This window comes from Propionicimonas sp. T2.31MG-18, assembly GCF_964266745.1.
Classification (GTDB): domain Bacteria; phylum Actinomycetota; class Actinomycetes; order Propionibacteriales; family Propionibacteriaceae; genus Propionicimonas.
The window spans coordinates 150,022-170,894 of the sequence record NZ_CAXWGX010000026.1 but is presented as its reverse complement, the minus strand read 5'-3'; the positions used below and the strand labels follow the sequence as shown (position 1 = coordinate 170,894).

At 74.5% G+C, this 20,873-nt stretch carries 21 protein-coding genes; 10 read left to right on the top strand and 11 right to left on the bottom strand.

From position 1 onward, the window contains the following. Positions 1 to 27: 27 nt before the first annotated feature. From ACFQQJ_RS11360 to ACFQQJ_RS11335, 6 genes are all read right to left on the bottom strand, one after another. A complete protein-coding gene (locus ACFQQJ_RS11360; RefSeq protein WP_377106571.1) occupies positions 28 to 585 on the bottom strand; it encodes a GNAT family N-acetyltransferase in 558 nt (185 codons plus the stop codon). Further along, a complete protein-coding gene (locus tag ACFQQJ_RS11355) occupies positions 585 to 743 on the bottom strand; it encodes a DUF6290 family protein (RefSeq protein ID WP_377106569.1) in 159 nt (52 codons plus the stop codon). The genes ACFQQJ_RS11360 and ACFQQJ_RS11355 overlap by 1 nt, the downstream gene beginning before the upstream one ends. Positions 744 to 764: 21 nt before the next feature. Beyond that, positions 765 to 3,215 carry a CHAT domain-containing protein gene (locus ACFQQJ_RS11350; RefSeq protein WP_377106567.1) on the bottom strand — a complete coding sequence of 817 codons (2,451 nt, stop codon included), beginning with the start codon at positions 3,213 to 3,215 and terminating at the stop codon, positions 765 to 767. An 83-nt stretch (positions 3,216 to 3,298) separates the two neighbouring features. Further along, entirely contained in the window at positions 3,299 to 3,757 is a 459-nt protein-coding gene (locus ACFQQJ_RS11345) for a carboxypeptidase-like regulatory domain-containing protein (RefSeq protein WP_377106565.1), read from the bottom strand. Between the two features lies 1 nt (position 3,758). After that, positions 3,759 to 4,328, bottom strand: a complete 570-nt coding sequence (locus ACFQQJ_RS11340; protein WP_377106563.1) for an RNA polymerase sigma factor — start codon at positions 4,326 to 4,328, stop codon at positions 3,759 to 3,761. Further along, the gene (locus ACFQQJ_RS11335) at positions 4,325 to 5,920 is read right to left on the bottom strand and encodes a S8/S53 family peptidase (RefSeq protein WP_377106561.1); all 1,596 of its coding nucleotides are present in this window, start codon (positions 5,918 to 5,920) and stop codon (positions 4,325 to 4,327) included. Before ACFQQJ_RS11335 ends, ACFQQJ_RS11340 begins: the two co-directional genes overlap by 4 nt. A gap of 172 nt (positions 5,921 to 6,092) precedes the next feature. Between ACFQQJ_RS11335 and ACFQQJ_RS11330 the strand changes: the two genes are divergently transcribed. The 5 genes from ACFQQJ_RS11330 to ACFQQJ_RS11310 all read left to right on the top strand — a co-directional run bounded on the left by ACFQQJ_RS11330 (position 6,093) and on the right by ACFQQJ_RS11310 (position 11,054). Then, complete coding sequence (locus ACFQQJ_RS11330) at positions 6,093 to 7,835, top strand: hypothetical protein (RefSeq protein ID WP_377106559.1); 1,743 nt, start codon at positions 6,093 to 6,095, stop codon at positions 7,833 to 7,835. 97 nt (positions 7,836 to 7,932) lie between these two features. Continuing rightward, positions 7,933 to 8,178 carry a hypothetical protein gene (locus ACFQQJ_RS11325; protein ID WP_377106557.1) on the top strand — a complete coding sequence of 82 codons (246 nt, stop codon included), beginning with the start codon at positions 7,933 to 7,935 and terminating at the stop codon, positions 8,176 to 8,178. Then, a complete protein-coding gene (locus tag ACFQQJ_RS11320) occupies positions 8,175 to 9,122 on the top strand; it encodes an aminoglycoside phosphotransferase family protein (RefSeq protein WP_377106555.1) in 948 nt (315 codons plus the stop codon). The genes ACFQQJ_RS11325 and ACFQQJ_RS11320 overlap by 4 nt, the downstream gene beginning before the upstream one ends. Further along, positions 9,115 to 9,942, top strand: coding sequence for a T3SS effector HopA1 family protein (locus tag ACFQQJ_RS11315; protein WP_377106554.1), 828 nt, complete (start codon positions 9,115 to 9,117; stop codon positions 9,940 to 9,942). Before ACFQQJ_RS11320 ends, ACFQQJ_RS11315 begins: the two co-directional genes overlap by 8 nt. Further along, complete coding sequence (locus ACFQQJ_RS11310; RefSeq protein ID WP_377106552.1) at positions 9,939 to 11,054, top strand: lanthionine synthetase LanC family protein; 1,116 nt, start codon at positions 9,939 to 9,941, stop codon at positions 11,052 to 11,054. Before ACFQQJ_RS11315 ends, ACFQQJ_RS11310 begins: the two co-directional genes overlap by 4 nt. A gap of 19 nt (positions 11,055 to 11,073) precedes the next feature. Here the strand turns inward: ACFQQJ_RS11310 and ACFQQJ_RS11305 are convergent, their stop codons facing one another. Together ACFQQJ_RS11305 and ACFQQJ_RS11300 are read right to left on the bottom strand one after the other, a co-directional pair. Then, on the bottom strand, positions 11,074 to 12,726 hold the full coding sequence (locus tag ACFQQJ_RS11305) for an ABC-F family ATP-binding cassette domain-containing protein (protein WP_377106550.1): 1,653 nt from the start codon (positions 12,724 to 12,726) through the stop codon (positions 11,074 to 11,076). Positions 12,727 to 12,840: 114 nt separating this feature from the next. Continuing rightward, positions 12,841 to 14,022: a winged helix DNA-binding domain-containing protein gene (locus tag ACFQQJ_RS11300; RefSeq protein WP_377106548.1), complete on the bottom strand. Its 1,182-nt coding sequence runs from the start codon at positions 14,020 to 14,022 to the stop codon at positions 12,841 to 12,843. Positions 14,023 to 14,057: 35 nt separating this feature from the next. Between ACFQQJ_RS11300 and ACFQQJ_RS11295 the strand changes: the two genes are divergently transcribed. The 4 genes from ACFQQJ_RS11295 to ACFQQJ_RS11280 all read left to right on the top strand — a co-directional run bounded on the left by ACFQQJ_RS11295 (position 14,058) and on the right by ACFQQJ_RS11280 (position 18,451). Continuing rightward, positions 14,058 to 14,585, top strand: coding sequence for a GNAT family N-acetyltransferase (locus tag ACFQQJ_RS11295; protein ID WP_377106546.1), 528 nt, complete (start codon positions 14,058 to 14,060; stop codon positions 14,583 to 14,585). A 146-nt stretch (positions 14,586 to 14,731) separates the two neighbouring features. Then, positions 14,732 to 16,789: a glucose PTS transporter subunit IIA gene (locus ACFQQJ_RS11290; protein WP_377106544.1), complete on the top strand. Its 2,058-nt coding sequence runs from the start codon at positions 14,732 to 14,734 to the stop codon at positions 16,787 to 16,789. A gap of 20 nt (positions 16,790 to 16,809) precedes the next feature. Continuing rightward, positions 16,810 to 17,652 (top strand): PRD domain-containing protein, encoded by an 843-nt coding sequence (locus tag ACFQQJ_RS11285; RefSeq protein ID WP_377106542.1) that lies wholly within the window; start codon positions 16,810 to 16,812, stop codon positions 17,650 to 17,652. A gap of 52 nt (positions 17,653 to 17,704) precedes the next feature. Then, positions 17,705 to 18,451: a YdcF family protein gene (locus ACFQQJ_RS11280; RefSeq protein ID WP_377106540.1), complete on the top strand. Its 747-nt coding sequence runs from the start codon at positions 17,705 to 17,707 to the stop codon at positions 18,449 to 18,451. Between the two features lie 33 nt (positions 18,452 to 18,484). Here the strand turns inward: ACFQQJ_RS11280 and ACFQQJ_RS11275 are convergent, their stop codons facing one another. Further along, positions 18,485 to 19,204, bottom strand: a complete 720-nt coding sequence (locus ACFQQJ_RS11275) for an MBL fold metallo-hydrolase (protein WP_377106538.1) — start codon at positions 19,202 to 19,204, stop codon at positions 18,485 to 18,487. Continuing rightward, positions 19,201 to 19,542, bottom strand: coding sequence for a DUF2568 domain-containing protein (locus ACFQQJ_RS11270; protein WP_377106536.1), 342 nt, complete (start codon positions 19,540 to 19,542; stop codon positions 19,201 to 19,203). Before ACFQQJ_RS11270 ends, ACFQQJ_RS11275 begins: the two co-directional genes overlap by 4 nt. Before the next feature lie 92 nt (positions 19,543 to 19,634). Here ACFQQJ_RS11270 and ACFQQJ_RS11265 point away from each other — a divergent pair, with 92 nt between their 5' ends. Then, on the top strand, positions 19,635 to 20,195 hold the full coding sequence (locus ACFQQJ_RS11265; protein ID WP_377106535.1) for a TetR/AcrR family transcriptional regulator: 561 nt from the start codon (positions 19,635 to 19,637) through the stop codon (positions 20,193 to 20,195). A gap of 52 nt (positions 20,196 to 20,247) precedes the next feature. Here ACFQQJ_RS11265 and ACFQQJ_RS11260 read toward each other — a convergent pair whose 3' ends face one another. Beyond that, positions 20,248 to 20,517: a hypothetical protein gene (locus tag ACFQQJ_RS11260; RefSeq protein ID WP_377106533.1), complete on the bottom strand. Its 270-nt coding sequence runs from the start codon at positions 20,515 to 20,517 to the stop codon at positions 20,248 to 20,250. Between the last annotated feature and the right edge of the window lie 356 nt (positions 20,518 to 20,873).

The following is a 20,873-nucleotide window of genomic DNA, read 5'->3' as shown; positions in this document are numbered from 1 at the left end:
CTGCCACATCGCCCGGCGGCGCCGGACTCACCCGCGCCACTGCGTGGCCAGCAGGCCCATCACGTGGCAGTCGACCCACCCGTCCTCGAACCGCAGGGCCTCGCGTCGGGTGCCCTCGTGCACGAACCCGACCTTCTCGTAGACGTGCCGGGCGCGCGGGTTGAAGTCGTAGACCTCCAGCTCCACCCGGTGCAGTCCGACGGCGAAGGCGTGGCCGACGCTCAGGCGGACGGCTTCCGTGCCGAGCCCGCGTCCGGTGGCGCCGCTGATCCAGATCCGGAAGCCGCAGCTCAGGTTGTCCTCGTCGAGGTCGTTCAGGACCGACTCGCCGACGACGCGTCCGGTGGCGTTCTCGACGATCACCCACACCACGCGGTCCTCCGCGACCGCCCAGCGTCCGTAGACCTCGCGCAGCTGGTCGAGGGTGTACTGCTCGTCCGCGGCCTCCGCCCGGGAGTGCACCGAGCCGGTGAGGACGCCGACCTCGGGGTCGGCCATCAGCTCCTTGAGGGTGGCGGCGTCCGCGGCGGTCACCGGACGCAGCGTCACCACCCCTCCGGCCAGGGTGGGCTTGGATCCGAGCATCAGGCCCGCTGCTCGGCGTCGAGCCGGTCGAGGATCCAGGCGCGGACGAGGGTGGACGCCGGCAGGTGGCGGGCGTCCGCGATCTTCTGGATGGCGTTGCTCTCCTGCGGGCTGAGCCGGACGGAGTACACGAGCGTGCGACGTTGCGGTGCGGGCATGTAGTACAGGGTAATACTCGATCACCCCGCGGGGAAGGTGTCCGAGCCCGCCGGATCCGCCTCCTCTCGAGAGCGCCATGGCGAGCCGAGGACGACGAACGGCGAGCCCGGCCCGGCGGCGGCGAGGGCCTCGTCGCTGGGCAGCCCGCGGCGCAGGCCCCGGTGGTAGGCGGCCATCACCGCTGCGGTGGTGTCGTCGGCCACCGGCGCGACGGCGGCCACGACCGAGCCGACCCCGAGGGAGAGCAGCGTGTCGGCGAGTCCGAGGGGTTCGTCGCCGGGACGCACCTGGGCCGTCCCGACGTCGCATGCCGACAGCACGACGTGCCGCGCCCGCACCCGCCCGGCGGGCAACTCGTGGGCGAAGACCTCGCCGTCGGCCATGCGCAGCGAGGAGAACAGCGGGCTGGCCGCCCGGTGCTGCCCGTGCGCCGCCACGTGCACCACGTCCGCCCCCTCCAGCGCTGCGACGAGCTCGGAAGCCCCCGCCTGCACCGCTAGCCGGGCCGATGGCCAGGACGCAGCGACGCGCCGTCCTTCCGCGTCGGCGTGGGTGAGCCCGGGACCGGTGAGCACCTGCACCGCCGGGCGGGCGGTCACGCTCCGCCCCGCCGCCCACTCGGTCACCGAACGGGCGACGGTGACCGGGACGCTGCCGAGCGTGGGCAGCAGCCCCCACGGCACCGACGCCACCGCGTGGCTGCCGATCACCACGAGCCCGGTCGACGGCCCCGGCCGCCACGGCCCGAGGACCGCGTCGTCCAGCCAGCCGAGCCCGGCGGCCAGCGACGACGCGATGGCGGCGCCCAGCGGGGCGGGCGGCTGGTGGGCTGCGGCGCGCAGGTCCGCCCGCAGCCGCCGGGTCACCTCGAGGCACTCGCCGAGGCCGGCCAGCCGCGCCAGCCGCCGGCGGCCCCCCACCACGGCCACGCCCCACAGGGCCCCCTCGTGCGCGAACAGCCGCAGCAGCGCGCGGCCCTCCCCGGCGAGGGTGTCGAGCGCCTCCTCCAGCGTGGGCAGCGGGTGGGACGTGGCGTCCGCCTGTCGTTGCGCGAGCCCCAGGTCGAGCAGCTCCCGCTGGAGGCGGTCGACCTCCATGCGGCGCCCGGCGGCGCCCGGCCCGGACGGCTCGTCCCGCAACGCCTGCGACAGCGCCCGCAGGCGGCGGGTCAGCGCCGCCTGGCGGGGATCGTCGGGCGGACGGACCACCGGAAGTCCCCGGCTGCTCCACCGCTCCAGGGACGCCAGCACCGCGCCCGGCCCGCGGCCGACCGCGAGCGCGGTGTCGAGGCCGGCCAGCCGGAGGCTGAGCACCTTGCGGGCCGCGCGCGAATCCAGCGACGCGCTGACCGCCTGGCTGGCCGCCAGGTCCGAGGCCGCGGCGGCCAGGCGGCGTCCCGGCGATCGCCCGGACGCCACGTCGGTGAGCGCCGCGGCGTAGGCGTGGCGCAGGTGCACGACCAGCCCGAACGAGTCGGACGGGTAGCGCCGCAACGCCGCGCGGGCGACGTCCACCCGTCCCAGGCGCGCGGCGGCCTCGGCCGCCACGGCGATGCTGCGGGCGCGCAGTTCCGCGTCCCCGAGGTCGACGGCCACCGCCTCGTCGGCCAGTGCCCCGTCGAGCACGCGGGCGAGGCCCCGGCCACGGCTGAGGGCGCAGTCGAGCACGGTGAGATCGGCCCGGGCCGCCGGTGCGGCGGCCCCCAGCCGCGCGAACCGCTCGCGGGACGCGCGGGCGGCTGCGGCGGCCTCCGCGACCTCGCCGGCCAGGCGCAGGATGCGGGCGCGCTCGAGGTCGATCTCCGCGCGAAGGAGCTGGTCCTGCCGCGGGCGGCAGGCGCGCCGGGCACGGTCGAGCGCGGACAGGGCCTCGTCCAGCAGGCCCGCCTCTCCCAGCACCCGGCCCAGGTCGAGCAGCGACGGGCCCCGGAAGACGTCCGCGGGCATCTCCTCTGCCGCCGCCATCGTGGCCAGGGCCGCGGGCAGGTCGCCGGTGAGGTAGAGGGCGTAGCCGAGGTTGTGCTCGGCCATGAAGAGGTGCCGGGGGTCGCCGGCCTCCGCGGCCAGGGCGGACGCGCCGCGGAAGGCAGCCGCCGCCTCCTCCGGGCGTCCCAGCTCGACGAACACCATGCCCCGGTTCAGCAGCATCGCGCAGCGCTCGACGGTGGTGAACCACTGCGGCTCGTCCACCACGACGGCCAGCTCGGCGGCCGCTGTCGCGAAGTCGCCGCACCGGCCCAGGATGTTCCCCCGCTGGCAGCGCCACCGGGCCAGCAGCTCCGGGTCGTCCCCGGCGATCCGCCGGGCGTCGGCGAGGTGCGGCTCTGCCGCGACCAGCCCCCCGGTCGCCAGCTCCGACAGGGCGAGCGTGAGCAGGCACGACACCCGCACGACGTCCACCTCGCGCGGTGCCGGGGCGTCCACGGGTGGCAGGAGCGACAGCGCGGTCCGCAGCGTCCGGGCGGCGCGCACGGCCCGCCCGGCGGCGTTGTCCGCCAGGCTCGCGAGCCGCAGGTCCCGCGCGCGGGCCAGGGCCTGTGCAGGAACCGTCGTCGTCAGATCTCCATCGACGGCGTGATCACCGGACGGTAGCCCTCGCGGCGGACCACGAAGTGCGCCCGCCCGCGGGGGACGCCCTCGACCGAGAAGCGCCCGGCCTCGTCGGCCACGGTGGTGCGGGTCAGCCCCTCACCGACGACGTCCACCTCTGCACCGGGGCTGGTCACCCAGCCGTCGATCCGGACGTGGTGGGCGGAGGCGGCCGTGGTCACCATCAGGCTCAGCGTCCCGCTGGTGAAAGTGACCGAGTCGGTCTCCTCGCCGCGGACGCCGACCAGCTCGCCGCGGCTGAGCTCGGCGATGTCGGCCTCCAGCTCGGCCACCGCCAGGGCGAAGTCGATGCGCTCCAGCAGGCCCGGCGGCACCGGGTCGATGGTCTCGTACAGCGTCGCCAGGCCGGCGAGGATTCGCTCGTCCACCTCGTCGATGAGGCCGTCAGGGAACTCTTCGGGCATGTCAGGCCTCCCATCTGGGGTCGGAGAGCAGGATCGCGCGGAGCTTGGCCAGGCACCGTCCGCGCGTGGGACCGATGCTGCCCACGGGCATGCCGAGGCTGGCCGCGACCCCCGCGTAGTCGGGAGCCGGGGCGAAGGCGATCACCCGGAGCAGGGCCCGGCAGCGTTCGGGCAGTTCGTCGACGTGAGCCCACAGCACCCGCTGCTGGTCGCCGGAGACGGCGGCGTCCTCGGGCGTGACGGCGTCGGTGACGTCGGGCACGCCGGACTCCGGCGTGGTCTCCCGGCCGGCAAGGCGCAGCAGCCGCCACGTCTCGCGCTTCACGGTCACCACGAGCCAGGAGACGACCCCCCGGGGGTCGGTGATGGTGTCCGCGGCGTCCACCAGGCGGAGCCACGCGGTCTGGATGGCGTCCTCCGCGATCTCGCGGGGCGCGTGCTGGGAGCGGGCGGTGTGCCACAGCAGCGGCGTCAGCAGGGCGACCAGTTCGCGTAGCTGCTCGCGGTCCCCGTCCCGGTAGGCGACGAAGGCCTGCGCCGCGCGCGCGCCGAGCGAGGCGGTGGCACTCACGGCCGGTCCAGCCCGAGGACGGACGACAGCGCGGCCCAGCCGCGGTCGAGCATCGAGGACAGGTCGACCGCGTCCGTGCCCTTCTCCAGCAGCGCCCGGGCCAGCTCGCCGGCGAGCACCGGGGTGGCGAAGGAGGTGCCGCTCCACACGCCGAAGCCACCGGAGTAGTCGTCGCGGTCGATCGTGCTGCGGTCCCTCGGGGGTTGCCCGACGCCCGCGTGGAGGGCCCGCCGCTGGGCGGGGGTGAGGGACGCGTCCCCGTCGACGCGGGACGAGGACTGCACCCCGGCGTTCATGTTCACCGGCAGCGTCGAGACGATGGCGGCGCCGGTGCGGTAGGTGGTCACCCACTCCCCGGCGTTGGAGAACAGCGAGACCGACGCCCCGTTGGGGTTCAGCGAGCCCACGCTCACCAGCGGCAGCGCGGACGCCTCCGCCGGCCCGGCGGCGAAGCCGGCCGGCAGCATCGGCTCGGTCGTGGCGTCGTTGCCGGCGCCGGCGACGACGAGCACGCCGGCCCGCCCGAGGTCGCGCAGCACCTGCGCGATGCTGGCGTCGTCGGCGTCCGCACCCTCCTCGTGGTAGTAGCCGACCGACAGCGTCAGCACGTCCACCACTGCGGCGGCGTCGCCGGACTCGAGGGCGCCGAGCTGCCGTTCGAGCAGGTCGTGCAGGTCGTCGAGCAGGACGTCCTCCTCCATGACCCCGGAGGACGCCATCACCGCGTGCGCCTCCAGTCGTGCCGACGGGCAGGCCTGCCGGACGATGCCGGCGATGAAGGTCCCGTGCCCCGCGAGTCGCTGGATGTCGCCGGTGAGGTAGTCGGTGACGCCGTCGTCGACGTCCGCCACCGGGGAGCCCTTCACCTCGACGCCGGAGGCCGGCGGCGGCGGGAAGGCGAGCGGCTGGGCGGAGAGGTCCCGGAACCAGGGGTGGACGCCGATGCCGGTGTCGGGCATGACCACCACGGGCGGCCGGGCGACCTTCGGCGCGGTGAGCGCCGGGTCGGCCACCACCAGCGCGACCGGGGAGCGGCCGCCCAGGCCGGGCACTCCGTACTCGCCGGGCGTGCTGGAGGTACCGATCCCGCTCCAGTAGCCGCCGATGCCGCTCCAGTAGCCGCCGATCCCGCTCCAGTAGCCGCCGATGCCGCTCCAGTAGCCCCCGATGCCGGTGAGCGTGGTCGCGGCGAGCACGTGCACCAACTCGAACTCCCCGGCGAGCTCAGGGAACTCGTCGGCGATGTGCTGGAGCGCCAGCCAGGCGTCCGGGGGTGCGGCCAGCCTGCCCTCGGCCACCGAGAGGGTGAGCACCTGGGGACGCCGCGACTCCAGCTTCACGTCCAGGCGGTACTCCCGGCGCGGCTCGGGCTTGCCGACCGGCGAGAGCGTCCAGCCGAAGCGCTCGGCCAGCAGGGTGGCGACCTTCGGCTCGAGGCCCTGGTCGGTCTGGTCCCCCCGGACCAGCAGCTTCTCGGCCACGTAGACGGTGGGCCGCAGCTGCGCGGGCGCCCTGCGCCGGTCGCCGTCCTCCCATCTCCGCGCCCGCACGGGCCGCTGCACAGCGGTGGCAGGGTCAAGCACACGGATCACGGGAGCCTCCCTCGTCGTACCGGCCGGTCTCAGCGTAGAAGTCGGCCTGCGCACTTTCCTAGAGGCATCCTTCCCCCCTCCTGATACACCGCTGCCGCCCGGTATCACCTGTCGTGCACCCGGGTCGGATGGCCGACGACCCCACACCGAGGGGGAGGGAAGGGATCAGGCCATGAACAACGAGATTCGGGCCGCCATCCGACCGGTCAAGGCCAGGGTGGAGGACGAGCTCATCGCGCGTCCCGGCGTCAACGCCGTGGACATCGCGGAGAAGATCACCGACGGCAGGCCGACAGGCGAGTTGTCGATCGTGGTCTACGTCGACAAGAAGGTGCCGCCCGGGCGGCTGTCGAAGGCCAACGCCATCCCGGCGGAGATCGACGGCATCCGGACCGACGTGCAGGAGATGAGCATCGAGCTCCAGTCGCCCCGCTGGGAGCGCCTGGGGACCGACGCCCTCGTCGACGCGGGCACCTACACCCCGCTGCTGGGCGGGATCTCCATGGGACCCTCGCGCAGCTTCTACCTCACGCCGCCGGAGGTCGAGACCCCCGGCAACTACGTGATGGTGGGCACGCTCGGCGCGCTGGTCAGGGACAACGCGACCGGCGACACCATGGCGCTGTCCAACTTCCACGTGGCAGCGGTGGACACCGGGTGGTCGACGTCCGACCGCCAGTGTCAGCCGGGCCGCGTGGACGGGGGCAGCCCGCCCGGGGACGAGTTCGGCACGCTCGCCCGGGCGGTCATCAGCGAGCACGTGGACGGGTCGGTCACCCGACTGGACGCCGGGCGCGCGTGGAAGGCTGAGGTGACCGGGATCGGCGCGGTGGCGGGCACGGCGGCCGCCGTCCTGCACCAGGCCGTCCGCAAGCGCGGGCGCACGACCGAGCTCACCTACGGCACCGTGGAGTCGCTCGACTTCACCGTGTCCGTCGACTACGGGGACGGTGTGGGGCTGCGGACGCTGAGGAACCAGCTGCGCATCGCCACCGACACCACGCGGTCGACGCGCTTCTCCGACCACGGGGACTCGGGATCGGTGATCATGACCGACGACAGGCACGTCGTGGGACTGCTGTTCGCCGGTTCGACGGACGGGGCGAACACCTTCGCCAACCCGATCGCCGACGTCCTCGGCGAGCTGGACGTGACCATGCTCACCGGAGGGACGTTCACGCTGACCTCGCCGGTGATCTGCGAGCGGTTCACCCGCGTGGTCTGTCCGTCCACGCCGGTGCTCTGCCCGACGCGGGCTGCGACCTGCTTCACCCGGCCGGCCACCGGCTGCGTGAACACGCTGGCCGTCGTCTGCCGGAGCCTGCTGACGATCTGCCCGACCCGGACGATCGTCTGCCCGACGATGCCGGTGGTCTGCAACGACATCACCCGGACGCCGATCTGCGTGGTGTCCGGGCCGGTGTGCGGTGGGCCGCCCGGTGGGCCGGTGGAGTTCCCCGTCGACGGCTTCGACGGCGAGCAGCTCGACTACGGGTACGGCGAGGCGGACGCGTACTCGGCGGGCTACGCCGAGGGCTACGCCGCGGCGAGCGGGGCCGCCGCACCGGCCGCGCAGGAGGCCGGGGACGCGCAGGGCATCGGCGACACCCTGGTGCCGCGGCTGTCGTGGGCGGTCTGCCCGAGCATCGCCTGCCCGTCCGTGGTGACGTGCCCGACCCGGCTGTGCCCGACGCGGGTGTGCCCCACCCGCGTCTGCCCGACCCTGGTGTGCCCCACCAGGGCCTGCCCGACGCTGGTCTGCCCGACCCTGGCCTGCCCGACCCTGGCCTGCCCGACGTTGGCGTGCCCGAGCCTGGCCTGCACCCCCGGTGACCCGGGTGTGACCGGCCCGGCGATGGACGCCTCGTACTGGGCCGCCTACCTCGCCGGCCTGGAACAGGGCACCGGACAGTAGTGGTTCGCACGACGGGGGCCCCGGCGCGAGATCGCCGGGGCCCCCTCGTATCAGGCGACGGCATGTCCGCTCCCATAACCGACCCGAAGGAGGAGCCATGGCCCTTTCCGCTGCCGACGCCGAGCGGGTACGCCCGGTCAAGGAGCAGGTGGAGGACGCGTTCCTCGCGCTGCCCGGCGTCACCGGCGTGGACATCGGCGAGGTCGGGACCGTCGCGGGGATCGTCGTCTACGTCGACCCGGCGACCGCCGCCGCCGACAGGGCGCGCGTCCCCGGCGAGGTCTCCGGCGTACCGGTGGAGGTGCGGGAGCTGCGCGTCGAGCTCCAGGGAGGGGCGTCGTGACGAGCGCCGCCGCCGTGCTGGCCCAGGCCGTTCGCACCGGGCTGGTGGACGCGTCCTCTGCGCTGGCGGGCGTGGTGACCGTGACCCGGATCGACGGGTCCAACCCCGTGCTGTGCCTCGCGCGGGACGGGCGTCCGGTGGCGTTCGTGAAGGGGACGGGTGAGGCGGCGCTGCTGAACGGCGAGGACACGGTGGCCCGCGAACGTGCGGTGGTCAGCCGCCTGGCCGCGTCCGGCACCGCGCCGCGGGCGCTCCCGCAGGGCACCCCGCACGAACTGTGGCTGTCCGCGGTCGAGGGACGCTCCCTCGCCGAGCTCTCGCAGTCCGGCGACGTCGGGGCGCTGAGCGAGGCGTTCGCGTCCGTCGGGGTCGCGCTGGCGGGCCTGCACCGCCTGCGCGCCGGATCGTCCACTCCGGCGATGGACCTGCCCTGGCCGATGCGGGACGCGCTCCCGCCCCACATGCACTCCGCCCGGCACCACGAGGTGCCCGCCCGCGTGCTCGAGACGGCGGCCGACCTGGCCGACGTGGCCCTCGCTGCGAAGGCCGCCTGGCGGGCCGAGGGCTGGGCACACGGGGACGTCAGCGCGACGAACGTGCTGGTCGGGCCCGACGGCGCGCGGCTCATCGACTGGGAGTCCGCCGGCCGGGGCGACCCGTCCTGGGACCTGGCCGGTGCCCGCGTCGTGGCCGGCCTGGTCGCACCCGGCTGGAGCGAACTCGCCTGGCGACGCCTCCACGCGGCCTACCGCGCCGCGGGAGGTCCCGCTCCGGAGCCGGCCCACGCGCTGTGGTGCGTGCGGCTGCTCGTGGCGGCCTACCAGCAGGCCGTCGGCGTCCTGGTCGGCGGGGGGACGCCGGACGCCGACGGCAGCGTGACGACCCTGCTCGACCAGGCCCGCCGGGCGGCAGGGGCGCACCGGAGGGAGTGCGTCCATGCATGAGCAGGCGATCCGCGAGGCGTACCGGGTGTGGCAGGCCGGGGGGGACCTGTACGCCGGCTGGTACGCCGCGGCGCGGGAGGGGGTGGAGGCCCCGGCGCCCGCGCCGGGGGCTCCCCCGCTCGCCGGCCAGCTCCGGGTGGCGCACAGCCGCCGCTGGGCCCCGGGCTGCCGGGTCACCGGCACCGGCCTGGCCGGCACCATCGTCGTCACCGGGCCGGACGGGGCGTCCCGTGCGGTGTCGCTCGGCGACTACTCGGTGCCCGGGCGACCCGGGCGTCCCGCCAGGACCGGGGACGTGGTGGTCGCTGTTGCCCGTGCGGGCGGCTACGAGGCCGAGGGCTGGTGGCGGGCCTGGGGTGGCGGCTGGGACGTCACCAGCGCCCGACCCGACGTGACCCGGGTGTACTTCGCCGTGCTGCCGCACCGGGTGCTCGAGCTCGCCCGCCGGCTTCCGGACGCGCTGGACGGCGCCGGGCTGGCCTGGTCGCTGAAGGTCGCGGCGCAGCCGGAGATGCTCGCCCGTCCGGACGCCGTCGTGCTCTACGTCCGCGACGCCGACCGCGACGCCGTGTTCGCCCTGCTGCCGCCGCTGGCCGATCTCGTCGACCCGGCCGGTGCCGTGCCGCTGGCCGCGCCGCTGGTGCCCGGCATGTGCTGGGCAGAGGATCCGGGCACGGAACAGAGCTTCGGCCAGCAGCGGTGCGAGGTCCTGGCCGACGGCTTCGCCGCCGGTGGCGACCCGCTCGACACCGCGGCGACGGCCTTCCGCGCCGCCGGGCTCGACCCGGACCGTCCCCATCTTCGAGGAGGACGACGATGACCGCGGAGCCGGTCGGCGTCCCGCCGGTGGAGCGTGCGCTCGCCCGGTGCGTGGACGCCCTGCAGACGTGCGCAGTGCCCCAGGGGAACCAGTGCGGATGGGGGACCTGGGAGCTCGACCAGAGGGGGGAACCGTTGGCGTTGAGCGCTGGTCGCAGCGCGCTCTACGACGGCAACGCGGGCATCGCCTGGGCACTGCGCACCCTCGGCCGCGATGTCGGACGGGCCGCCGGCGCGACGGAGGGCGCGCCCGGCCTGCTCGGCGGGTCCACCGGGGTGGACCTCGCGGCCGCAAGGACGTGCTCCGCACCCGTCGGGGGCAGGGGCTTCGATCTCGGCGGGGGATTGGCCGGCGACCTGCTGGCGCTGGTCCGCACGGGGTCGAGGGAGGTGGCCGCGGTCGTCGACGCGCTCGTCGACGGCGCGCGCCGCGACGGCGAAGGCGCGTGCTGGCCCGAGGAGGAGGCGCTGTGCGGACTGGCGCACGGGGTCTCCGGGGTCGTGCTCGCGCTCGCCGAGGCCGCGGCCGCCGTCCCCGAGGTCGCCGGACGGGCGCTGCCGCTGGTGGCGGCGGGCCTGCGCTGGGAGGCGGCCTGGTTCGATCCCGTCACCGGGGGGTGGCCGGACCTTCGGGGGGACGGTCCGCCCACCTACCCGGTGATGTGGTGCCACGGCGCCGCCGGCATCGCCGCGGTGCGGCTGCGGCTGCTCCAGCTCGGGCTCGCCCTCGACTATCCGGCGGAGGCGCTCGCCGCGGAGGCGCACGCCGGCGTGCTGGCCTGCGGGCGCGAACTCACCCGGCTCGCGGCGCTGGCGCGCTCCGGCGGGCTGGCCGCCGTCCCGGGCGGGCTCACGCTGTGCCACGGTGCCGGCGGCCCGCTCGACGTGCTCGTGCTCGCCGCCGAGGTGTTCGGCGAACCCGCGCACCTCGAGGCCGCGCGGCGGATCGCGTCCGACCTGCTGGCGACCGCTCCGGAGGACCCGCTGGACTGGCCGGGCGGCGTCCGCGCGGACGGCTGCCTCGGCCTGTTCGTCGGCACCGCCGGCACCGCACTGCTGCTGGCCCGCCTGCTCGACCCGACGATCGGGTCGCTCTCGCTGCTCGCCTTCTGAGGGACCCGGCCGTCCCGGCTCAGCCCGCCGCAAGGACCTCCACCGTCGCCTCGTCGCCGTCGCGCCGGAACGCCCAGGTGGCCGACGGCGCCAGCCCGTCGAGCAGCGCGCGGTCGTGGGTGACGATCAGCAGCGTGCCGGAGAACGCGCCCAGGGCGGCCTCCAGCTGCTCGATGGCCGCGGCGTCGAGGTGGTTCGTCGGCTCGTCGAGCACGACGACGTTCACCGCGCCGCCCTGGAGGACGGCCAGCGCGGCGCGCGTCCGCTCGCCGAGGGAGAGCGTGTCGCAGGGCCGTCCGACGTGTTCCGGCCCCAGCCCGAACTTCGCGAGCAGCGTCCGCACCACGACCGGGTCGGGATCGCCGAGGCGGGCGGAGACCACCTCCGCCAGCGGGCGGGTGCCGCCGACCAGCGTGCGGCCCTGGTCGATCGTCCCGACGCGGGTGCGGGTGCCCCACGAGACCCGTCCGGACGCCGGGGGGCGGACGCCCAGCACGGCGTCCAGCAGGGTGGACTTGCCGGTGCCGTTCGGCCCGAGCAGTGCCACCCGGTCCCCCCGCGCGACCTGGGCCGACACCGGCCCCAGCCGGAACCCGCCGCGCGCCACGACCACCGACTCGAGGGTGAGCACCACCTCGGCGGGCGCGGGAGCCTCGCCGATGGCGTAGCGCAACTCCCACTCCTTGCGGGGTTGCTCCACCTCCGGCAGGCGCTCGACGGCGTCGCGGACGCGTGCCGCGCGCTGGTCCATCCGGCGCGCGCGGTCCTCCCGGTACTTCTTCTCCAGCTTGTTCCCCGGGCCCAGGCGATCCGCCCTGGCCCGGCCCTCCCGCGCCCACTCGGTCTTGCGCCGCGCCTGCTGGAGGAGGGCGTCCCGCCGGGCAAGGGAGGCCTCGTAGTCCTCGACGGCCCGGGCGCGGGCCCGCGCGCGTTCCTCCCGGTACGCCGTCCAGCCCCCGGCGTAGGCGTTCACCGCCTGTTGCGCGATGTCGAGCTCGAGCACCGACGTGGCCACCGCGTCCAGGAAGTCCCGGTCGTGCGAGGCCAGCAGCACCGGCGAGCCCACGGCCCGGACGAACGCCGTGAGCGCGTCGAGGCCGGCGGCGTCGAGGTTGTTGGTCGGCTCGTCCAGCAGCAGCAGGTCGTAGCGGCTGACGAGGATGGTCGCCAGCCCGGCCCGCGCCGCCTGCCCGCCGGACAGGCTGCCGAGCGGACGGTCGAGGGCGACGTCCAGGTCGAGGCGGGCGAGCACCTCGGCCAGCCGCACGTCGAGGTCGGCGCCGCCGAGCGCGAGCCATGCGTCAAGGGCGTGGGCGTACCGCTCCCCTGCCTGCTCCACCCCCGCGGCGAGGCGGTCGGCTGCGGCCTCGAAGGCCTCCTGGGCGGGGCCGACACCGGTGCGGCGCCGGGCGTAGCCGAGGATCGTGTCCTGCGGCGAGGGCGGCGCCTGCGGCAGGTGGCCGACGCTGGCGCCCGGGGGCGACAGCCGGACGGTGCCGCTGTCGGCGGCGTGCTCGCCCGCGACGATCCGCAGGAGCGTGGTCTTGCCCGACCCGTTGGGCCCGACGAGCGCGGTGACGTCTCCGGGCGCGAGGGTCAGGTCGAGGCCGGAGAAGAGCGGGCGGGCGCCGAAGGACGCGGCGACGCCGGAGAGCAGGAGGGATGCGGACACGGAAGACCTTCGATCGCGGGGACAGGGCGAGAGGTCAGTTCCACATGCCGTCCAGAGTGCGCGCTCCCCGCCCTCCGCGTCAAACCTCGGCGGTGCGCCGGCCGCCGGACGGCCTCAGCGCAGGCGCTCGCCCCGCACCTGGGGGGACGCGAACACGTTCGTGACCACCTCGCCGCCCATCCAGTCCGTCAAGCGGGCCGCCTCGTGCGCCAGGGCCGCGCGGGCGTCCGAACCGGGGTCGCGGCGGTACACGACCCGCACGGTCCCGTCGGCGTCCTGCACCCAGCAGCCGACCACGCGGCCGTCCCACCAGGCGGTGGTGCCGGCGTTGCCGACGCTGTCGAACAGGAACGGGACGTCGTCGGGGTCGAGGTAGAAGTCCCGCTGCTTCCACCCCATCGTTGTGGGATCGAGCGTGGGCAGCAGCGCCCCCCACGGCTCCACCGGCACGTCCGGCTCCTCGTCGCCCGGCAGCACCCAGCCGGTCTCGCCCGAGTCCAGGCGGACGCCGACCGCCGCCACGTCCGCGAGCGCGCGACGCACGGCCGCCTTCGTCGCGCCGAGCCACCACACGAGGTCGGCCTCGGTCCCGGGGCCGAACGTCCACAACCAGCGCCGGACGAGTTCCGCGTAGCCGGCCGCCTCCGGAAGGGGCGCCGGCTCCTCGCCCAGCCACGAGGCCATCGGCGTCCACCGCGGCTTCGAGAGGCGCCAGTGGCCGCCGTTGCTCCCGCGCACGAGCAGGCCGCGTGCCCCCAGCACCGTCAGCAGGCGGGGCGCGACCGGCGCCTCCTGTGACCACTTGCCGCTGCCGAACACGATCCGGGTGGCCAGCGCGGGGACCTCGCCGCGCAGGGTGGCGGCGTCCAGCTCCTCGCCGCCGGCGAGGCGTTCGAGCACGGCAGCGGCCGCCTCCTCCAGCCAGGCCGAACCGTCCGCGGCAGCCCCCGCCTTCTCGATGTCGGCCGCGAGCCGGCGTCCCTCTGCTGCGGCGACCCGGGCCGAGGCGCTCCCCCAGGCCGCCGGCAGCAGGTCGCGCGGGAAGACGAACAGCGTGCGCCGCATTGCGAGCTGCTTCACCAGTGTCCGGCGCCGGTAGAGCTCGGCGTCGACGTCGGCGATCGTCACCCCTTCGCTCCGCGCGGCCACGGCCAGGTGGACGGTGGGCGCCTCGGTCGCGTGCAGCACCGTCATCGCAGCGGTCACGGACACGGCGTCGGCGAGACGGTGGCCGGGGTGGAGGCCGTGCCGCCGGGCCAGCCGGGCACGCCGGGCGGGATCGGGGAAGGGGTGCACCGGCCCATGATCGCCGCCGGGCTAGGGTGGCGTCCATGCCCGTGACGCTCCTGACCGACCGCCTCGTGCTGCGTCCCTGGACCGACGACGACGTCGACGCCGCCTTCGACATCTACTCCCGCTGGGAGGTGGCCCGCTACCTCGGCGCCACCCCGCAGGCGTGGATCGACCGGTCCGACGCCGAGGCCGCCCTCGCCCGCTGGTCGGCCCTGACCGGGGAGGTGCACGGGGTGTGGGCGATCGTGCCGAAGGGTGAGGACCTCCCGGTCGGCTCGGCCCTGATGAAGCTCCTGCCGGCCAGCGGCACCGGGGAGCCCACCGCCGACACCGAGGTGGGCTGGCACCTGCACCCGCGGGCGTGGGGCCACGGCTACGCCACCGAGGCGGGCGGGCGCCTGGTCGAGAACGCCTGGGCGCACGGCCTGACCGAGGTGTACGCCGTCACCTACCCCCAGAACCTGGCCTCGCAGGCGGTGTGCGAGCGCCTCGGCATGACCCGCCTCGGGCCCACCGACCGCTACTACGACACCGAGTGCGAGCTGTTCGTGAAACGTCGCGATTGACGCGCCCGCGCCACCGGGATTACCCTCGTTGGCGAGCGAGTCGCTCGAACAGGGTTGTTACCCATGCGGGGCAAGACCTGAGATGCACACAGTGCGTCTCGGGTCTTTTTTGTTTTTCGGGCCAGAACGGGGAAAGGAAATCGACAATGGAGTCCACGACGAAGCGAAGTACGGCGGAGGCGATCGTCGACGCCGTCGGCGGCGCTGACAACGTCCTCAGCCTGACGCACTGCGCCACGCGCCTTCGGTTCGAACTGAAGGACGCCTCCGGCATCGACGTGAAGGCCGTCGAGAAGGTGCCCGGCGTGATGGGGGCCGTGCCGCAGAGCGGCGACCGCTACCAGGTGGTCATCGGCGGCGGCGTCCAGACCACCTTCAACGAGATCATGAACCTGCCGGCGATGGCGAACGTCGGCAAGGGCGTCTCCGACGCCGACGTGAAGGCCCGCGAGCGGGCCAAGGCCCGCGGCAAGGTCGCCTGGCTGGACGCGTTCTTCGAGTACCTGTCCGACTCGTTCCGGCCGCTGCTGGGCGTGCTGCTGGGCGCGTCGCTGATCATCGCGTTCGCCGCGGTGCTCGACGCCCTGGGCATCATCGACTTCCGTTCCGCGGACAAGCCGGCCGGCTGGGTGTTCTGGGACGCCATGTGGCGCGCGGTGTTCTACTTCCTGCCGATCATGGTCGCCTACAACGCCTCCAAGAAGCTGAACGTCGACCCGTGGGTGGGCGCGACGGTGATGGGCGCGATGATGACCCCCGAGTTCATCAGCCTGTCGAAGGCGGCAGACACCGTCTGTACCACCAACCCGCTGCTGGGCACCCAGTCGTGCGTCGCCAACATCTTCGGCCTGCCGATGCAGCTGAACGACTACGGCGGCCAGGTGTTCGTGCCGCTGATCATGGTCGCCGTTCTCGCCCTGGTCTACAAGGCGCTGAAGAAGGTGTTCCCGGAGAACATCCAGATGGTCTTCGTGCCGTTCTTCTCGATGCTGATCATGATTCCGGTGACCGCATTCCTGATCGGCCCGCTCGGAATCTGGCTCGGTAACGGCCTCGGTTCCGGACTCGCGTGGCTCAACACCAGCGCCCCGATCGTGTTCGCGATCATCATCCCGCTGCTCTACCCGTTCCTCGTGCCGCTGGGCCTGCACTGGCCGCTGAACGCGCTCATGCTGGTGAACATCAACACCCTCGGCTACGACTTCATCCAGGGCCCCATGGGTTCGTGGAACTTCGCCTGCTTCGGCGCGACCGCCGGCGTGCTGTTCATCGCGTGGCGCAACCGGAACACCGAGATGAAGGAGGTCGCGACCGGTGCCCTCGCAGCCGGCCTGCTCGGCGGCATCTCGGAGCCGTCCCTGTACGGCATCCACCTGCGCTACAAGCGGATCTACCCCCGCATGCTCATCGGCTGTGCGGTCGGCGGCGTCCTCACCGGCCTGCTCGGCTGGGCCAGCGGCGGCGTCAAGACCAGCGTGTTCGCCTTCACCTCCCTGCTCACCATCCCGGTGTTCAGCCCGATGTGGGTCTACGGCATCTCGATCGCCGCGGCGTTCGCCACCGCGATGATCCTGGTCATCATCTCCGACTACCGCACCCCGGAGCAGAAGGCGGAGGAGGAGGCCGATCGCGCCCAGGCCGAGGCCGACCTCGCCATGGAGAAGGCCCGCAAGGCCGAGGCCCTCGCCGCCCCGTCCGCCGCTCCCGCGGCCGTCGCAGCTGCCGGCGGTGGCGTGGCCACGCTGGTCCGCACCGACGTGGTGGCCGCCCCGGTGGCCGGCAAGGTCGTCGCGCTGGCCGACGTGAAGGACAAGGTGTTCGCGTCCAAGGCCCTCGGTGAGGGCGTCGGCATCGAGCCCAGCTCCGGACGGGTCGTCGCCCCGGTCTCCGGCGTGCTGGTCACCGTCCCGGACAGCGGCCACGCCTTCGGCATCAAGACCGACGACGGCGTGGAGGTGCTGGTGCACGTGGGCATCGACACCGTCCGGCTCAACGGCAAGGGCTTCTCCGTCGCTGTCGCCAAGGACCAGCACGTGATGGCCGGCGACGTACTCGCCAACGTCGACCTCGACGCGATCAAGGCAGCGGGGTACGACACCACCACCGTGGTCGTGGTGATCAACACCATGACCCTGGAGGCGGTTGTTCCGCGGACGTCCGACGTCGTGGCCCTCGGGGACCCCATCATTGATGTGACCCCCTAGAGGCTTCGACCGGACCTGAGATGGAAATCGCACGCGTCTTCAACAACAACCTCGTCCTCGCGCTGGACGATGCCGGACGCGAAGTGATCCTGACCGGCCGTGGCCTGGGATTCCAGGCCCGGCCGGGCCAGGCCGTCGACCCGGAGAAGGTGGTCCGGGTCTTCGTCCCGGTGGACGGGCGTGATCCCGACCACCTGGCGCACCTGCTCTCGGGCATCCCGCCCGAGCACATCCAGCTCGTCGGGCAGGCGCTGGCCGAGGTCGGCCTCGACACGGTGTCGCGCAACCCGTCCCTGGTGATCGCGCTGGCCGACCACGTCAGCTTCGCGCTGCGCCGGGTCGCGCTCGGCATGGACCTGGAGTACCCGCTGCTCGCCGAGGTGCAGCACCTGTACAACGAGGAGTACCAGCAGGCGCTCGCGCTGCTGCACGCCATCAACCGTGCCGCGGAGGTGCCGCTGCCGGAGGTGGAGGCGGTCGGGCTGGCGCTGCACCTGGTGAACGCGGGGTTCGCCACCGGCGACCTCTCCTACACCTACAAGATGACCGGCATCATCCAGCAGATGGTGGCGGTCATCGAGCAGTCGTACGGGCTGCCGCTCGACTCCGGCAGCGTGAGCGTCGGACGGTTCGTCACCCACCTGCGCTACCTGTTCGTGCGCATCCACCAGCACCGCCAGCTCAGCGGTGAGCACTCCACGATCGGCGTGGCGATCCGCGACGCCTACCCCCGGGCGGCCGAGTGCGCGGTGCGGCTCGCCGCCCTGCTGGAGCTCCGCCTCGGGGCGTCCCTGACCGACGACGAGGTGTCCTACCTCTCGCTGCACGTCGCCCGGGTCACCACCGACGACGACGCCGCCTGAGCCGGTCGCGCGCCCGCGGGGCCGCGTCCGGCACCGGGCTAGGGTGGCGGCCATGGGAGCCGGCGGACGGGTGCTGCGCACGCTGCTGCTCGTCCTCGGTGCCGCCCTCACCGCGAACGCCGCCTGGCTGGCCCTCACCGCGAACCTCACCGTCGGGACGGGCGCCGCGGCCCTCCTCGGGCTCGGCCTGCTGGCGTGGGGCGGCTGGTTCCCGCGCCTGCGCCGCGTCCGGTGGCTGACCGCCGTCGCGGTCCTGGTGGCCCTGCTCGTCGTGCCGTTGTCGGCGTTCCTGGCCGTGGTCGGCACCGCGGACGACGTCCGCCACGACGAGGACGCGGTGATCGTCCTCGGTGCTGCCGTGCACGGCAGCGAACTCTCGCGCACCCTCTCCGGCCGCCTCGACCGGGCCGTGGACTACCACGCGCGGAACCCGCGGGCGCTGCTGGTGGTCACCGGGGGGCGGGGGCCGCAGGAGGACCTGCCCGAGGCCGTCGCGATGCGCGAGTACCTGCGCGCCCGTGGTGTCCCCGACGACCGGATCGTGGTCGAGGACCGGGCCACCTCCACCGAGGAGAACTTCACGTTCTCCCGCGCGCTGCTCGACGCTCGCCTGCCGGCGGGCTACCGGGTGGCGTTCGTCACCGACGAGTTCCACGTGTACCGGGCCGGGCGCATCGCCGCGGCGGCCGGCCCGGACGCCACCCACGCGAGCAGCCGCACGCCCTGGTACTTCTGGGCCGCGAACTACCTGCGCGAGGACCTGCTGGTGCTCGGCCTGTGGGCGACCGGTCGGGGCTGACCTCCCGGTTCGGGAGCATCAGCAGGACGGGACTCAGCCGACGGGCGTGGCCTGCCGGACGTGCCGGACCGCCTCCGCGGTACCCCTGTCCCACGGCGCGCCGTGCCCGGGCAGCACCCACCGGGCGTCCAGCCGCTCCAGCGCGGCGAGGGAGTCGAGGGCGGCCCGCGGGTCGTCGGTGAACGGCGCGGGGCGGGGGCCCTCCTCTCCGGTGAGCACGTGGCGCGTGGTCAGGGCGTCCCCGACGACCACCGCGTCGAGCGCGGGAACGTGGAGCGCGACGCTGCCGGGGGAGTGCCCGGGCATCCCGACGACCAGCGGTGCGCCCGGCACCGGCAGCCGTTCCCCGGCGGTGAAGGTCCGCACCTCACGGAGGTAGGTGGTGCGCAGGCCGCCCCTGCCGGCGGCGTAGCCGAGGAAGCGCAGCAGCGGCAGGGGGCGGACGCGTCCCCAGGCCACCGGCGGCTTGCCCTCGCCGCGCGCGCGGCCGGCGTCCGACTCGTGCACCCAGACCGGCACGCCGTGGTCACGGCGCAGCCGCTCGGCGAACCCGAGGTGGTCCTCGTCCCCGTGCGTCAGCACCACGGCGCGCACGTCGCCGAGGGTGCGTCCCATCGCCGCCAGTTCGGCGAGGAACTCGTTCCACTGGCCGGCCAGGCCGGCGTCGAACAGGGTGACCCCGTCGGTATCGGCGACGAGGTAGCAGGCGACGATGTCGTTGCCGACCCGGTGCAGGCCGTCCGCGAGCCTCATCGGGTCACCTCCGCGGGGGTGGCGAGCAGCACGACGGTGTTGGCGACGACCAGCCCGGCGAGCACGGCGGCCGGCACCGGCCGGCCCGCCAGCGCGACCGCCGCGGCGGCCACCAGCAGGGCGGCCGAGCCGATCACCTCGCGGGTGTGCGGGGCGAGGCCGTTGGTGGCGTTGGGGGCCACGACCAGGCCCCAGAGGACCGCCAGGGCCACGGGCGCGGCGACGGTGGCCGGCCAACGCAGCGGCCCGTCGACGAGGGCGTTGGCTGCGTAGCCGGCCGCGACGAGCCCGGCGAGCTCCAGCGCGAAGCGGAGGGCGAGATTGGTGAGCGTGAGCATGGTCCTCCTCGTGCCGGTCGTGTCATGATGACGCCATGGCTAGAGTAGTTAGCCATTAAGGCTAAGAGCAATAGCCATCAGAAGGAGTGCGTATGCCCACCGTCCCGCGGACGTCGGTGGCCGCGATCGTCGCCGCCGGCCGGGAGGTGCTCGCCGCCGAGGGCCTCGACGGGCTGACCATGCAGCGGGTGGCCGCGCGCGTCGGCGTCCGTGCCCCCTCGCTGTACAAGCGGGTGCAGGACCGCTCCGCGCTCGTCCGGCTGGTCGCGGAACAGGTGCTGGCCGAGGTCGGCACGCTGCTGGAGGACGCGGCGCACACCGGGGACGCCGAGCGCGACCTGCGTGCGCTCGCCGCGGCGCTGCGGGACTTCGCCCGGCGGGACCCGTCCGCCTACGGGCTGCTGTTCACGCCCCTGCCGGCGGCGATGGCCCCGGACCCGGCCCTGTTCGCCGCGTCCGTCGCGCCGGTGCTGCGCGTGAGCGAGGAACTCGCCGGCCCCGAGCGGGCACTGGACGCGGCGCGGACGGTGACGGCCTGGGCGTCCGGGTTTCTGCGGATGGAGGCCCTCGGCGGCTTCCAGCTCGGGGGCAGCACGGACGAGGCCTACGAGTTCGGCATCGGCCTGCTGGCCGGCGGCCTCTCCCGGGGCTGACACGGCGACGGCCGGACCACCAGGAGGTGGCCCGGCCGTGCGGGGGATGGGATCAGTTCGCCCGGTCCGCTGTGCCCAACCCGTGGCGCAGCGGATCGTTCGGGGGTGCGTCCACCGTCTCGTCCGGACCGGCACCGACCATGCCGTGCTCGAGGTGGTTGCGGCGCCCGCCCTCCGGGACGCTGTCGTGGCCCTCGTCGTCGGCCACGTCGCGTGCGCCCAGGCCGTGGGCGAGGGGATCGGTGGTGAAGTCGTCGGCCACCGGGGATTCGTCCTGCGTGTCGGGCGTACCCAGCCCGTACTCGTTGACGCTGTCGGTCATGGCTACCTCCTTGCGTGCACGTCGATTCGCGCTTCACCCTCCCCGTACCCGCCCACAGGCACGAACAAACGACGTTCCGCGCCCAGCGCCCACCGCGGGTTTCGGCGCGCACCGGCGCCGGCCCGGCCACCGCTCAGAGGTCGCCGCGGGTTTCGGCGCGCAAATGCCCTCAATTCGGGGCCGCAGGCGCGTCGAAGCCCGCGGCGACACAGGAGCGCGCGGAAGAGCCGGGCTCGTGCGCGCCGAAACCCGCGGTGAGCCCACGGAATGACATCGGTGTAGTTATCCCCACTGTGGACAGAGCCTGTGGACGGCGGACGGGCGGCGCCCCGGTGGGGGCGGCACTAGCATCGGGC

What these genes read in the sequence shown, in the direction of transcription:
- ACFQQJ_RS11360 (WP_377106571.1), bottom strand. Translation starts at nt 585, where the DNA reads ATGCTCGGATCCAAGCCCACCCTGGCCGGAGGGGTGGTGACGCTGCGT.
- ACFQQJ_RS11355 (WP_377106569.1), bottom strand. Translation starts at nt 743, where the DNA reads ATGCCCGCACCGCAACGTCGCACGCTCGTGTACTCCGTCCGGCTCAGC.
- ACFQQJ_RS11345 (WP_377106565.1), bottom strand. Translation starts at nt 3,757, where the DNA reads ATGCCCGAAGAGTTCCCTGACGGCCTCATCGACGAGGTGGACGAGCGA.
- ACFQQJ_RS11330 (WP_377106559.1), top strand. Translation starts at nt 6,093, where the DNA reads ATGAACAACGAGATTCGGGCCGCCATCCGACCGGTCAAGGCCAGGGTG.
- ACFQQJ_RS11325 (WP_377106557.1), top strand. Translation starts at nt 7,933, where the DNA reads ATGGCCCTTTCCGCTGCCGACGCCGAGCGGGTACGCCCGGTCAAGGAG.
- ACFQQJ_RS11315 (WP_377106554.1), top strand. Translation starts at nt 9,115, where the DNA reads ATGCATGAGCAGGCGATCCGCGAGGCGTACCGGGTGTGGCAGGCCGGG.
- ACFQQJ_RS11310 (WP_377106552.1), top strand. Translation starts at nt 9,939, where the DNA reads ATGACCGCGGAGCCGGTCGGCGTCCCGCCGGTGGAGCGTGCGCTCGCC.
- ACFQQJ_RS11295 (WP_377106546.1), top strand. Translation starts at nt 14,058, where the DNA reads ATGCCCGTGACGCTCCTGACCGACCGCCTCGTGCTGCGTCCCTGGACC.
- ACFQQJ_RS11290 (WP_377106544.1), top strand. Translation starts at nt 14,732, where the DNA reads ATGGAGTCCACGACGAAGCGAAGTACGGCGGAGGCGATCGTCGACGCC.
- ACFQQJ_RS11285 (WP_377106542.1), top strand. Translation starts at nt 16,810, where the DNA reads ATGGAAATCGCACGCGTCTTCAACAACAACCTCGTCCTCGCGCTGGAC.
- ACFQQJ_RS11280 (WP_377106540.1), top strand. Translation starts at nt 17,705, where the DNA reads ATGGGAGCCGGCGGACGGGTGCTGCGCACGCTGCTGCTCGTCCTCGGT.
- ACFQQJ_RS11275 (WP_377106538.1), bottom strand. Translation starts at nt 19,204, where the DNA reads ATGAGGCTCGCGGACGGCCTGCACCGGGTCGGCAACGACATCGTCGCC.
- ACFQQJ_RS11270 (WP_377106536.1), bottom strand. Translation starts at nt 19,542, where the DNA reads ATGCTCACGCTCACCAATCTCGCCCTCCGCTTCGCGCTGGAGCTCGCC.
- ACFQQJ_RS11265 (WP_377106535.1), top strand. Translation starts at nt 19,635, where the DNA reads ATGCCCACCGTCCCGCGGACGTCGGTGGCCGCGATCGTCGCCGCCGGC.
- ACFQQJ_RS11260 (WP_377106533.1), bottom strand. Translation starts at nt 20,517, where the DNA reads ATGACCGACAGCGTCAACGAGTACGGGCTGGGTACGCCCGACACGCAG.